Below are 13,238 nucleotides of genomic sequence, written 5' to 3' on the forward strand. Positions count from 1 at the left end.
TTATGGTTAATAATCACACTAACTCAACTTTTATCTACGCTCGCATCTCATTGTTTGTCCATCGCAAAATTGTCGTTTTAAAGTCGTCCTGCTATTATTCTTGCCACCACAGCAAAAAATGATGCTTTGCTGCGCATAAAAGCCGCGCTCAGTACGAATTAGTTGTTCATACAACTAATACTAATTGGATTAATTTACTTGCTGATTTTTAGCAATTAACCCAATTAGTGTAGCTGGCTATAGATACTAAAACGCCGTCTAGTGTTAAGTCGGCTCGTGTATTAATTAAAACAACAAGTGAACCCTATGAAACCAAGATTTAAGTTAAGTGTTGGCGCACTCATCGTTGCCAGTACTTTTGCACTTTCTGCCTGCAAATCCACTGAAACTACAAATAAAGCATTATCAGAAGCCGATGCAGTTGCATTTTTAGATAAGGCGTCAGAGCAGCTGGTTGACCTTAACTTCCGCTCTAGCCGCTCAGCTTGGATTTATGCGAACTTTATTACTCACGACACAGCTTCACTTGCTGCAGACGTGAATGAGGAATACACCGCTGCGCTCGTGGAGCTTGCTAACCAAGCAGCACAATTTGATGGCTTGGCGTTAAGCGAAGATACCCGACGTAAGCTTGATAAATTGAAGCTAAACCTGACATTACCTGCACCAAAAGATGCTGACAAAACAGCGGAACTTGCAAAGCTCACTGCAGAGCTTGATGGTATGTACGGCAAGGGCAAATACTGTAAAGATGATGGCACTTGCCTAAGCCTTGGTGAAATGACGGCTAAGATGGCAAATAGTCGCGACTATGAAGAGCTTTTAGACATCTGGCAAGGTTGGCGTGAAGTGTCAAAGCCGATGCGTCCACTCTATGAAAAGCAAGTTGTACTTACCAACGAAGGTGCTAATGAGCTTGGCTACGCAGACACAGGCGCAATGTGGCGCAGTAAATACGACATGCCAGCGGACGACTTTGCAAAAGAACTTGACCGTACCTGGAACCAAGTAAAGCCGCTATACGATTCGCTTCACTGTCATGTTAGAGCTAAGCTTGGCGAGAAATACGGCGAAGATAAAGTGCCTCAAGACCAGCCTATTCCTGCACACTTGCTTGGCAATATGTGGGCACAAAGCTGGGGCAATATCTATGACTTAGTCGCACCAGAAAACGCAGATCCGGGTTATGATGTAACGGCGCTACTGGCTAAACACAATTACGACGAAATCAAAATGGTAAAAGGTGCAGAAAAGTTCTTCACCTCTATGGGTTTTGCTCCATTACCTGAGACTTTCTACGAACGTTCTTTATTTATTAAACCACAAGATCGCGACGTACAATGTCATGCATCAGCTTGGAATTTAGATGCCAAAGACGACCTACGCATCAAAATGTGTATCCAACGCACAGGTGAAGAATTCTCAGTTATCCACCATGAACTAGGCCATAACTTCTATCAACGCGCTTACAATCAGCAGCCTGTGTATTACCAAGAAAGTGCCAACGATGGCTTCCATGAAGCTATCGGCGACACCATCGCGCTATCTGTAACACCTGGCTACTTAAAGCAAATTGGTTTGTTAGATAACGTACCGGATGAGTCAAAAGATATCGGTCTATTGATGAAGATGGCACTCGATAAAGTTGCATTTATTCCATTTGGTCTACTTGTCGACCAATGGCGTTGGAAAGTATTCTCTGGTGAGATTTCTCCAGCAGAGTACAACCAAGCGTGGTGGGAATTAAGAGAAAAATATCAAGGTGTTAAAGCACCAATTTCACGTACTGAAAATGACTTTGACCCAGGTGCAAAATACCACGTACCTGGTAATGTCCCTTACACTCGTTACTTCTTAGCGCATATTTTGCAGTTCCAATTCCACAAATCACTTTGTGAAATTGCTGGCAGCAAAGAAGCCATTCACCGCTGTTCTGTTTACAACTCGAAAGCAGCTGGTGAGCGTTTAAATGCCATGCTTGAAATGGGCAGCAGCAAACCTTGGCAACAAGCACTTAAAACGCTAACAGGTAAAGATGAAATGGATGCAACAGCAGTACTTGACTACTTTGCACCATTGCAAAAATACCTAGATGAGCAAAATAAAGGCCGTAATTGTGGCTGGTAATTGCTAGCAAATTTAGACTAATAAACGGGCACACTCAATCGTGCCCGTTTTTTATTGGTTTAATTTTGTTACAGTTCAGCAACTTCCTTTTTTAGCGCCAATCATATACGCTCAGATCAAAGTCAGCCTACCGCTCTAGTAGTGAAAGTCTGTGTTGTCACTTGCAAGGATCCTTATGAATATAAAAAGAATTGGCCTAATTGCCATCTTTGAATTGCAACGCTTGTTTGCAACGAAACGCGGATGGATAGCCATCGCCGCATTTGTTTTAGTTTGGTATGCCATTTTGCGCTACGCCATTGCGGAAGCGGTATCCATTGTCAGCGACCCCAACTTCAAAAATATGATCCAGAGTTTTTCTGGCGTCGTTGGTATGCATCGTATTGCCCAATGGCCTGAAATGGAGCTTGCACTGTACTTAGTTTGGTCAATCTTTTTATTTCCTCTTTTTGTGATCTTTTCAAGCGCAGATCAAACTGTAGAAGATAGAACCCGCGGCACACTCAGATTTCTAACCCTGCGCACATCTCGCGCGGAAATTGTTGTTGGTCGCTTTGTTGGACAGGTATTCAATACGTTGCTGCTCATAGCGATTTCTGCTGTAGGCGCTTGGATATTAATGGTGGTGCGCGACCCAAGCTTATGGCTCACAGGGCTTACTCGGGCGACATTAATTGTCCTAGAGCTAACGCTTATTACTGCGCCATTTATTGCCCTGATGTCTGTGGCTAATCACTTTGCTAACTCTAGTAAAATGAGCATGATTTACGCGATTTTGACCTACTTAACGCTCGCCACTTTAGTCGCTTTTGCACTTGAGTACAGCGCTTACGCCGAGCACCTTTTTTATCTTTTTCCTGGGTTCCAAGGCTCAGAAACCATTGCACAGAATATCAACCTCACTCGCTTTGCCACACCGGTGCTGCATAGCTTCGTATTGATTGCAATTAGCTGTGAACTATTAAGAAGGCGCGCGCTATGACTAGCATTATTGAAGTTAATAATTTAGTGAAAGAATATGGACGAAAGCGCGCACTAGATAACGTATCTTTCACCCTAAACGCAGGTTCACCTATTGCGCTTGTCGGCCCCAATGGTGCGGGTAAAACCACCCTTTTTAGCACACTTTGCGGGTATCTAAATGCAGATGCTGGCAATGTTCAGATTTTGGGCCATAAGCCTGGCAGCGCTGCACTTTTTGGCCGCCTTGCCGCACTTCCACAGGATGCTCAGCTTGATCCAAGGTTTTCTGTCAGTAATCAGCTACGTTTATACGGACAGCTTCAAGGTTTAGATGCGAAAGCGGCCGAGAGTGAAACGCACAGAGTGCTTGAGCTTGTCGACCTCAAAGACTGTTATCACGCTAAACCTCATGAGTTATCTCATGGCATGCGAAAACGTATCTGTATTGCCCAAACGCTACTTTCAAAGCCTGAAATTGTACTACTTGACGAAGCCACAGCTGGATTAGATCCCGTGAATGCTCGTGAGATCAGAAACCTAGTAAAAAGGCTTCAATCTGAAACGACTTTTATTTTGAGTTCACACGATTTAGTAGAACTCGATGATTTGTGCGATCAGGTATTACATTTACAGCATGGTAAATTAACCGCTGTTGACCGCATCCAAGAAGCGGAACTTGCCACGCTAACTGTAAAACTTAAAGAGTCTGGCACCAGTAGTCACATAGCGCTTTTGAGGACCTTACAAGGCGTTGAAGAGGTGACAGTAAATGCCAGTGGCGCCCTGCTTATTGAATATCGTAGCGGCCAACAGGTGGATATTGACGTACTCCGACTTTGCCGTGAACAGGGTTGGCGTTACAAGTCGTTAGTTAACGGTAAAACACTAGAAGATGAACTGTTCGGCTAGCACACTGTTAGTTTAGTTAACCCGTCTTAGCATGTGGATTGACACTTTTTGAAATTAAAGCGCCCGATGAACTTCATCGGGCGTTTTTAAGGGCCGAATGTGGTCTTCGTTGATTATAGATATCGGTGGATTTTTTGAGTCAAATCGCTGACACCCACCACTAATTTACACCTTCCTAAGATACCGCCTACGCTTTAATTCTGCACTCAAAGGATTGAGGAAAACAAACTATGGCTACTGCCCGTAAAAAACAAATCAGTTTAACTGACACCAAATACTATCACTGTATCTCCCGTTGCGTAAGGCGCGCCTTTCTGTGCGGTGAAGATAAACTTACTGGCAAATCATACGAGTACCGCCGTGATTGGGTTGAAGAAAAGCTCTTGATGTTGGGGGATGTGTTTTGTATTGATGTCTGTGCTTATGCCGTGATGAGTAATCACACTCATATTGTTTTATATGTTGATGATAAAAAGGCTAAGCGCCTATCGGATAAAGCAGTTGTGATACGGTGGCACAAGTTGTTTAAAGGTAATTGGATAAGCCGTAAATTTACTGAAGGTGAGCCACTCAATGAGTCGGAGCAATTGATGCTAGATGAGCTGGTTGATAAGTACAGGGGAAGACTAGCGGATATTAGTTGGTTTATGCGGGTACTTAATGAAGACATCGCCCGCCGAGCAAATATAGAAGATAACTGTACAGGCCGGTTTTGGGAAGGACGATTCAAATCCCAAGCATTACTGGACGAGGCAGCATTGGTTGCGTGTTTAGCATATGTAGACTTGAACCCCATTAGAGCCAAAATTGCTGCAACGCCTGAAACCTCAGACTACACCAGCATCAAAAAACGCATCGACTACGCTAAACAGGGCAAACAACCAAAAAGCCTACTACGCTTTGCTGGTAGCCCACGAAAACATATTCCAAAAGGTCTGCCTTTTGAGCTCAAATCCTATATTGAATTGGTTGAGCTCACGGGCAAATGCATTCGCGCCGACAAGCGAGGTCATATCTTTGAGTCACAACCCATACTCTCTCGATTAAATATAGAACCGGAAAACTGGATAAAACTTACTACGCAGTTTTCTCGGGTATTCCACGGTGCAGTTGGACGAGAGCGAACAATAACCGCTTACTGCGAAACACTTCAAAAACGACGACGGACGAACCTAACAAACTGCGAGCGCTTGTTGGCTTAGCAAAACTCACATTCTCAATTCTAGAATTTTCTTACTGCTGTATTTACAGCACGTTGTCGTGCGTGATAACCCAGTTTTGGTGTAGAGATACGCTTGAGTGCTAAAAAACAACCTATCGATGCACGTTTTTGTACCCAGTAATTGAAGTATTTTTATACTTTTTAACCTAAGTTTGTCCAGCGTTGATGCAAATAGTATTGGGTGTCATCGATTCGTTACCATACCAGGCATTGGCCTTATTCTAGCCATGACAATTTTGTATGAAATTGGTGATATTAACCGCTTTGAGTCTGTACAAACGTTCGCATCTTATTGTCGGCTCGTTAAGTGTAAAGCAGAATCTGCTGGCAAAACCTATGGCACCAGTGGCAATAAAATTGGTAATGGCCACTTAAAATGGGCATTCAGTGAAGCCGCAGTGCTTTATTTACGTGGCAACGACAAAGCTCGGAACTACTTAAACAAATTACAAAAGCGCATGAGTAAAGCCAAAGCACTCTCAGTGCTCGCCCATAAGCTCGGGCGCTGTGTTTATTTTATGTTGAAGAATAAAACGGTATTCGATGATGAACGTTTTTTAAAAAGTTAAGTCGCACAATGGGGTGAGCTATACACCTAACTAGATAAGCATGAACAACCATGTACTATTTGTGTTTTTGTCAGCAAAAGCTGAATTTTACAGGTAAGTGTTGTCGAAGTAATAAGCTATTTCGCCTTGATTAGACACCCCATTGGTGCGCATTAATTTAAGCAATGAGTTAAATCGTTTACACCTTAGCTGAGCCTTTAACTAACTGGACGAATGAGCCATCCCCTTGAGTAGCGCCAAATTAAGGTTAACCGATGAATGTCTAGTGGCCCTAAACGATGAGTTGTATCGACTGATTTAGGCAGCGATGAGATCGCATTAAGAGATCCTCAATATGTGTTTGCCGTAAACGATTTAACGGCTAACCGACATAGCGAAGTGAACAGATTTAAGAATTGCAGGTACAAATTAGCTGCTTAAAAGCAGCTAAAAAGAATCGTTATGCTTACTTGACCCGAGAAGGTTCATATGTGTTAGGTAACATTTACCACCTGACTATTCGATTGCCATAACCAAATAGATGCACCAATACAAAAACCTAAGAACAACGTTTGCAGCTGTAAAGGAAAGCTATCAGAAATTATGTTAAGCGTATAAAAAGCAAAAGAATTTATTGCAACATCGCTAAGCATTATTAACAATGTTAACGCTATACCAGCTCTACGATATTTAACTAACAAGAAAACAGCTACAAGATCTATGACCGCCAATGCTGTCCAATAAATATTAACCCATTGAGGGGCAAACTCATAGGGTAAAAAACCATATACAACATTATCAAAAATATGTGTTCCACCACCTATAAATAAACAGAAGCACAGAACCCACACCACTACTCTATCCATGAGACTTTATACCTAATCAGTTACCTAGACATAATGACTCCCACACGGTGTTAGCCTCCGCTTTTCGTGGGTTAGCTTAATTCAAAGCCAGAGCCATAATTAGTTTGTCAAATAACTAAACAGCAGAGGCTAACATGAATAAACATAGCACACTTTTTATCGCTCTTGATACACATAAAGAATTCAACGAAGTCGCCTATATTGAAGAACATAGAGGCGCAAACGCTGTTCACCTTGGCCGATTCTCCTCTTCCAAACTGGCCGTTCAAAAGCTCGTTCGCCAATTCGAATCTAAATACCCTGGCGCAACCCTTCACTTTGTTTATGAAGCGGGGCCATGTGGTTATTGGATTTACCGATTAATTACCAGTCTTGGCCACTTCTGTTACGTGGTCGCTCCTTCGCTTACTCCTAAAAAGCCTGGCGAGCGTATCAAAACTGATAAACGCGATGCACTTAAGCTCGTAAAACTCCTCAAATCTGAAGACCTAACACCCATTTATGTCCCTGAGCCGGAAGATGAAGCCATCAGAGATTTATCTCGTGCTCGAGAAGTCGCCATGAAAGACTTAAAAGATGCTAAATATCAATTAAAAGCGTTGCTGCTTCGCAATAATATTAACTACAAAGGCACCGCAAATTGGTCGCAGAAACATTTACGTTGGCTCACTGAGCTGATGCTTCCACATCCCGCACAGCACATTGTCTAACAAGAATTTCTGCAAACAATTACCGAGCGAATAAGCCGACTTGAACGACTAGATAATGAACTGACACATCACGTTCATCAGTGGCGTTATTACCCCGTAGTTAAAGCAATACAAGCTATGCGTGGTGTGCGCTTATTAGTCGCAACTGGCGTTGTCGCTGAGCTAGGAGACTTATCGCGCTTCGACCATCCCCGTAAATTAATGAGTTATCTTGGTCTTGTGCCCAGTGAACACTCAAGTGGTGGCAAATGCCATATTGGCGCAATCACAAAATGCGGAAATGGCCGAGCAAGGCGCCTCCTTGTCGAGGGCGCGCATACATATCGCTATGCAGCAAATATATCGACAGATATGCAAAAACGACAAGAAGGTTTGCCAAAGAACATTATTGATATTGCCTGGAAAGCACAGCTTAGGCTCTGCAAGCGTTATAAAAAGATGATAGCCAAAGGTAAACATTACAACCTTGTTGTCACTGCAATTGCCCGAGAAATGATTGCGTACATATGGGCAATCGCTAAAGAAGTGGTGCTTACGCCTGTGAATACAAAACTGAGATTGGCAAGAGTACCCGCATGAGAAACGAATTAGAGTTGATGCATGGGATCAAGCATCGGGTGTGGCACAACCACCGACGGCGTTAGGATGGCAATGCAGCTAACGCTGCATTGAACCACGAACATAGACTGAAGACAGGTGCCACGACGAACTAAGTAAGGTCTGCTCTGTTACTAGAAATAGTAATAACCAACGAATATCAGCAAAATAACCGACGACATTACTTGCTTCATCCTATGTATTAACTCGCTCTAATTCGAGTTGAAATAGTTATGGCTTAAAAAGTTAGGCGGGATCAGTACGTTTAACTTGACAGTGGGAGTCATACCAACGCCCGCCTAACAGGCGTAAAAGGCTTGGCTAAAATTAGGAACGAAGTGACGCAAGCCAAGCTTTTTGCGTCCTTTGTTGAGGCGTTTGTTAGGTGATTATTCCTCAAATTCTGCATGATACACAGGTAGAAATTTTTGTATTAACTCAGGTGTTGGAACTTGATTTAAGTAATTGTCAGCACAAAAGCAATGGCCGCACTCTCTCCAAACTAACAAATCACGAATTTTTGATTTTTTGCTTGTGACTGTTTTAAACGCTTTTCTTGATTCTCTGCGAAGGCTGACGTCATCATTAATTAACACCTTCGGGTTGTCCAGGATTATACTTTCTAAGTAGTTAAAAAGAATTGGTTTACCAGGCTTTTTGACTGTAAACATTTTTCTCTGTATTTCGTGGTTGCTCCATTCATCAGAAAGCTCTTCGACACTCTCAAAGTAATTATCTGACACATCAGAGTTTTTAGACCAATATATTGGGTTATCCTTTGTCACCCATATTTCAAATTCATCATCTAGCAATAGCTCTAGACTAAATTGAAATAGGACAGGGCCATAATGATTTTGTCGGCAGAAATGTTTGTGTAGATCGGTAGTATCCAAAAATATATCGTCAAAAACATCAAATAGCTTATCTATTTCATCTGAAGTTTGAGGTGTTTGATATAACCCTTTGTTTTCGATGTATTCTCGTGAAAGCAATCCATCTTCTTCAATAAAAGTAATTGATGTTGCAACTGTATTTGCGTGGTAAAGATTAGTTACACCTTTATCTTTCAATAATTCATACAGTTTTCGATTGTCTAATTTCATACAGATGCTTCCCTATCACCTAACAATTTAATAGTGCGCAAATCGCGCATTTTTCTACCACGCATTGGCGCATTTTTCTACCACGCATTGGCTCACTTTTCTGACTATTACGTTTGTATCAAACTTACTAACCTTTTGCTAGCTATAAAAATATTTGCTGGTTAATAAACTGATCTAAGGCAAAAAATGCGCAAATTGCTCATTTTCTTGAATATGGGAGAAATTTCACCATACTGTATATAAAAACAGTACTCAAAGATAGTCTTTATGAAAACACGTTCGCCATTTTTGAACTCAATTGCTGATTACATGTTAAGCCGCCATTACTCGCTTAGGACCATTGAAACTTATTTAAAATGGATAAATTCTTATATTCATTTTCATGATAAGCGTCACCCAGCTTCAATGGGAGATAATGAGGTAACAACTTACTTGGATCATATCGTGCTCAAAGGTAATGTAGCGCCTCGAACTCAAGCAACTGCATTAAATGCATTAGTCTTTCTATACAAACACATCATTAAGAATGAGCTTTCTCTAAACTTGAATTTCGTTCGCTCTAAAAAACAACCCAAATTACCCGTGGTGATGACGCCAGATGAAGTAAAACAACTGATGAGTCATCTGTCCAAACGGTATTACCTAATTGCAGGGTTAATGTACGGTAGTGGTTTGCGGGTTATGGAAGCTGTGCAACTCAGGACAAAGGACATTGATTTTGACTATAAATGTATTCAAGTATGGAACGGAAAAGGCAACAAGCATCGAATTGTTACATTGGCTGCCAAATCGCTGACACCCACCACTAATTTGCACCTTCCTAAGATACCGCCTACGCTTTAATTCTGCACTCAAAGGATTGAGGAAACCAAACTATGGCAACTGCCCGTAAAAGACAAATCAGTTTAACTGACACCAAATATTACCACTGTATCTCCCGTTGCGTAAGGCGCGCCTTTCTGTGCGGTGAAGATAAATTTACTGGCAAATCATACGAACACCGCCGTGATTGGGTTGAAGACAAGCTCCTAATGTTGGGGTCTGTGTTTTGTATTGATATCTGTGCTTATGCCGTGATGAGTAATCACACTCACATTGTTTTATATGTTGATGATAGAAAGGCTGAGCGCCTGTCGGATGAAGCGATTGTCATACGATGGCACAAGTTGTTTAAAGGTAATTGGATAAGCCAAAAATTTATTGAAGGTGAGGCTCTCAATGAATCGGAGCAATTGATGCTAGATGAGCTGATTGATAAGTACAGGGGAAGACTCGCAGATATTAGTTGGTTTATGCGGGTACTTAACGAAGACATCGCCCGCCGAGCAAATAAAGAAGATAATTGTACAGGCCGATTCTGGGAAGGACGGTTTAAATCCCAAGCATTACTGGATGAAGCTGCACTGGCTGCTTGTTTGGCATATGTAGACTTAAACCCAGTTAGAGCCAAAATCGCCGCAACGCCTGAAACCTCAGACTACACCAGCATCAAAAAACGCATCGACCACGCTAAGCTGGGAAAACAACCAAAAAGCCTACTACGCTTTGCTGGCAGCCCACGACAACATATGCCTAAAGGACTGCCTTTCGAGCTCAAATCCTATATCGAATTGGTTGAACTCACAGGCCAGTGCATTCGAGCCGACAAGCGAGGCTATATTAACGAAGCACAATCCATTCTTACTCGTTTAAATATCGAACCGGAGAATTGGATAAAACTCACCACGCAATTTTCACGGGTATTTCACGGCGCGGTTGGCCGAGAGCGAACAATAACCGCTTACTGCGAAACACTGCAAAAACGACGACGGGCAAACCTAACAAACTGCGAGCGCTTGTTGGCTTAGCAAAACTCACATTCTCAATTTTAGAATTTCTTACTTCCGTATTTACAGCGCTTTGTCGTGCGCGATAACCCAGTTTTAGTGTAGCGATACGCTTATCAGCCAAAGGTCACCCTATCTAAGAACGCTTTTTTGTCCATATTCTTTAAGTGTTTCCGCTCGTTTTAATCTCACTTTGCCAGCTTAGATACAAATAACAGTGGGTGTCATCAATGATTCGCTCATGATTTACTCTAAAGAAGTGGTGCTTACGCCTGTGAATACAAAACTGAGATTGGCAAGAGTACCCGCATGAGAAACGAATTAGAGTTGATGCATGGGATCAAGCATCGGGTGTGGCACAACCACCGACGGCGTTAGGATGGCAATGCAGCTAACGCTGCATTGAACCACGAACATAGACTGAAGACAGGTGCCACGACGAACTAAGTAAGGTCTGCTCTGTTACTAGAAATAGTAATAACCAACGAATATCAGCAAAATAACCGACGACATTACTTGCTTCATCCTATGTATTAACTCGCTCTAATTCGAGTTGAAATAGTTATGTCTTAAAAAGTTAGGCGGGATCAGTGCGTTTAACTTGACAGTGGGAGTCATACCAACGCTTTGCTAAGGGGAAATTGACTGTTGGCTAAACTTGCGCGAAGCGCCAAGCCAACTGTTAATTGTCCCAGTGAGTTTACGAACGAACTTTAGCAACTTGTTAAGCCTCATTTGCCAACAAGTTCTTTGATGCTTTTTACTACCAGATCGCGGTCTGCGATATGCAGGTGGTGTTTTTCTGATTCCGAATAGATAACGCGGCTATTAGTGGATAGATTTTTGAAGTAGCCTTCTGCTCCAGCGTATAAGGAATCCATGGTATTTGCTATTTCATCGGGAACAAAAGGCGGATCGTATCGTTTACCTGTTTGCTTTGAGCGTACAACTATTACTGGTTTGTTTCCGTAATTTGAGGCGTTAGCTAATATTTTATAGCTTTTCATATGGTCTACATTTTCAGGCACTCTTTCAAACATTGGATCATGAACACTTTGCTCAAATTTATAAAAACGCTCTAAATTTTCATTATCTGTTTTAAAGTTTTTAGGCCATCTAGTACCCATTGTATAAAAATATCCAAGTGGTGGTGGATCAATAAGTACAGCTCCCATGACTTCTTGTGGATAAAGGTTGTTGTATGCTGCGACTATATAAGAAGCATATGAACTACCAGCAAAATAATACGGTGCTTTGATATTAGCATTTTGAAGCAAATTTCTGAGCCTACTTGCTATATCATTAACAGTGAAAGGAATTACACCTTTTTCACTTTTACCCAATCCAGCTCTGTCATATAAACAAATACTAAAATCGTTTTTTAATCGTTTTATGTTTTCTAACCAAACACCATCTGAACCAGAACGCCCAAAACCCTGCTCAAGTATTAATTGTGGCTTGTCATTTTCGTAACACTCAAGATAAAGCTTAAATCCACCAACATCATATAATCCTGATTTTGTTGGCTTCATTTCTAGCTCTGTAGCCAGCGCACCAAAACTAATAAAAATTGAACATAACAATATAATTGATTTCATTTAGACTCCATTCTCTCGATGAGGTTTAACATTTTAGTATTTATGCGACACGCAGTTTGTGTTGCATAATCGCTTGTTGGACTGAGCTGCTACCCGCTCGATGTGTCAGAGTTGGTGTTGTTTATGCTATAGGAATATGCTTTTTGGAGGCTCTCACTTTCCTAGCTAGTGTAATCAGTTTAGCTAGTGTTATGTAAGCTTTCCCTGCATTGCTCAGCGCTTATTATGTATTCATTACACCTAAATTTGCCTTAATTAGCAATTATATTTTTTACACGCACAGAGGCCGCTAGCCTGAGCAATTAAGCAGGTTAACTAATTGATTTTGAGCAGCTATCGAGCTGCTAACTCGTTCGGTCTACTTTGGTCGTTGTCGCATCTAACTTGAATACGCCAATTAGCCGCAAGATACCTGCCTTACAATGCTGACAAGGCCAATACGGTATCAGTGTCACGTTTTCTTCTGTCTTTGGTCTCTTTGCTCTGCATGTGCATGATGCCTGCGACCTTATCAGCGCTAACTTTCGCTTGCGACATGCATTGGCTAAAAAACCGTAATGCCTAATACGCATAAATCCTTTCGGTAATTAATACACGCTGCAAATGACGCCGTATGAATTCGTCATTACTCAGTGTCATCACTTTATCGTAGTTATCATCTGCGTAATCTCGGTATGTGAAGCTCACCGGTTGGGTATTTGCTAATACTAAACGTGCTTTGTTATACACGCAGCATTAGAAATGGCTGTCCTTCTTTCTCTCTTTGCAT

The 13,238-nt window shown here is 41.8% G+C and carries 11 protein-coding genes and 1 pseudogene; 8 read left to right on the forward strand and 4 right to left on the reverse strand.

Annotation, left to right across the window (positions count from 1 at the left end; translation table 11 throughout):
* Nucleotides 1-306: 306 nt before the first annotated feature.
* The 5 genes from NO992_RS03785 to NO992_RS03805 all read left to right on the forward strand — a co-directional run bounded on the left by NO992_RS03785 (nt 307) and on the right by NO992_RS03805 (nt 5,790).
* Nucleotides 307-2,127, forward strand: a complete 1,821-nt coding sequence (locus NO992_RS03785; RefSeq protein WP_045965750.1) for a M2 family metallopeptidase — start codon at nt 307-309, stop codon at nt 2,125-2,127.
* Nucleotides 2,128-2,302: 175 nt separating this feature from the next.
* Nucleotides 2,303-3,109, forward strand: coding sequence for an ABC transporter permease subunit (locus NO992_RS03790; protein ID WP_371374487.1), 807 nt, complete (start codon nt 2,303-2,305; stop codon nt 3,107-3,109).
* Complete coding sequence (locus NO992_RS03795) at nt 3,106-3,999, forward strand: ABC transporter ATP-binding protein (protein ID WP_371374490.1); 894 nt, start codon at nt 3,106-3,108, stop codon at nt 3,997-3,999. Before NO992_RS03790 ends, NO992_RS03795 begins: the two co-directional genes overlap by 4 nt.
* A 230-nt stretch (nt 4,000-4,229) precedes the next feature.
* Nucleotides 4,230-5,201, forward strand: a complete 972-nt coding sequence (locus tag NO992_RS03800) for a transposase (RefSeq protein ID WP_371374493.1) — start codon at nt 4,230-4,232, stop codon at nt 5,199-5,201.
* A 154-nt stretch (nt 5,202-5,355) separates the two neighbouring features.
* Nucleotides 5,356-5,790, forward strand: a complete 435-nt coding sequence (locus NO992_RS03805; RefSeq protein WP_371374758.1) for a transposase — start codon at nt 5,356-5,358, stop codon at nt 5,788-5,790.
* A 473-nt stretch (nt 5,791-6,263) separates the two neighbouring features.
* Here the strand turns inward: NO992_RS03805 and NO992_RS03810 are convergent, their stop codons facing one another.
* Nucleotides 6,264-6,635: a hypothetical protein gene (locus NO992_RS03810; RefSeq protein WP_371374496.1), complete on the reverse strand. Its 372-nt coding sequence runs from the start codon at nt 6,633-6,635 to the stop codon at nt 6,264-6,266.
* Between the two features lie 134 nt (nt 6,636-6,769).
* On the opposite strand from NO992_RS03810, the pseudogene NO992_RS03815 reads away from it, so the two are divergent.
* A pseudogene (locus tag NO992_RS03815) lies at nt 6,770-7,924 on the forward strand (IS110 family transposase).
* Nucleotides 7,925-8,331: 407 nt separating this feature from the next.
* On the opposite strand, the gene NO992_RS03820 reads toward NO992_RS03815, so the two are convergent.
* A complete protein-coding gene (locus tag NO992_RS03820; protein WP_371374499.1) occupies nt 8,332-9,045 on the reverse strand; it encodes a hypothetical protein in 714 nt (237 codons plus the stop codon).
* 267 nt (nt 9,046-9,312) lie between these two features.
* Between NO992_RS03820 and NO992_RS03825 the strand changes: the two genes are divergently transcribed.
* Together NO992_RS03825 and NO992_RS03830 are read left to right on the forward strand one after the other, a co-directional pair.
* On the forward strand, nt 9,313-9,888 hold the full coding sequence (locus NO992_RS03825; protein WP_371374502.1) for a phage integrase N-terminal SAM-like domain-containing protein: 576 nt from the start codon (nt 9,313-9,315) through the stop codon (nt 9,886-9,888).
* Nucleotides 9,889-9,920: 32 nt separating this feature from the next.
* Nucleotides 9,921-10,892, forward strand: a complete 972-nt coding sequence (locus NO992_RS03830) for a transposase (protein WP_371374505.1) — start codon at nt 9,921-9,923, stop codon at nt 10,890-10,892.
* 710 nt (nt 10,893-11,602) lie between these two features.
* Here the strand turns inward: NO992_RS03830 and NO992_RS03835 are convergent.
* Nucleotides 11,603-12,469 (reverse strand): alpha/beta fold hydrolase, encoded by an 867-nt coding sequence (locus tag NO992_RS03835; protein WP_010378593.1) that lies wholly within the window; start codon nt 12,467-12,469, stop codon nt 11,603-11,605.
* Nucleotides 12,470-13,030: 561 nt separating this feature from the next.
* On the reverse strand, nt 13,031-13,198 hold the full coding sequence (locus NO992_RS03840; protein ID WP_371374508.1) for a transposase: 168 nt from the start codon (nt 13,196-13,198) through the stop codon (nt 13,031-13,033).
* Nucleotides 13,199-13,238 lie beyond the last annotated feature (40 nt).

The sequence above is a fragment of the Pseudoalteromonas sp. DY56-GL79 genome, assembly GCF_041414765.1.
Lineage (GTDB): Bacteria > Pseudomonadota > Gammaproteobacteria > Enterobacterales > Alteromonadaceae > Pseudoalteromonas > Pseudoalteromonas piscicida.

Bases quoted from the DNA above. Each gene is read 5' to 3' on its own strand.
- NO992_RS03830 (WP_371374505.1), top strand. From the start codon at position 9,921: ATGGCAACTGCCCGTAAAAGACAAATCAGTTTAACTGACACCAAATAT.
- NO992_RS03795 (WP_371374490.1), top strand. From the start codon at position 3,106: ATGACTAGCATTATTGAAGTTAATAATTTAGTGAAAGAATATGGACGA.
- NO992_RS03825 (WP_371374502.1), top strand. From the start codon at position 9,313: ATGAAAACACGTTCGCCATTTTTGAACTCAATTGCTGATTACATGTTA.
- NO992_RS03820 (WP_371374499.1), bottom strand. From the start codon at position 9,045: ATGAAATTAGACAATCGAAAACTGTATGAATTATTGAAAGATAAAGGT.
- NO992_RS03800 (WP_371374493.1), top strand. From the start codon at position 4,230: ATGGCTACTGCCCGTAAAAAACAAATCAGTTTAACTGACACCAAATAC.
- NO992_RS03790 (WP_371374487.1), top strand. From the start codon at position 2,303: ATGAATATAAAAAGAATTGGCCTAATTGCCATCTTTGAATTGCAACGC.
- NO992_RS03835 (WP_010378593.1), bottom strand. From the start codon at position 12,469: ATGAAATCAATTATATTGTTATGTTCAATTTTTATTAGTTTTGGTGCG.
- NO992_RS03810 (WP_371374496.1), bottom strand. From the start codon at position 6,635: ATGGATAGAGTAGTGGTGTGGGTTCTGTGCTTCTGTTTATTTATAGGT.
- NO992_RS03785 (WP_045965750.1), top strand. From the start codon at position 307: ATGAAACCAAGATTTAAGTTAAGTGTTGGCGCACTCATCGTTGCCAGT.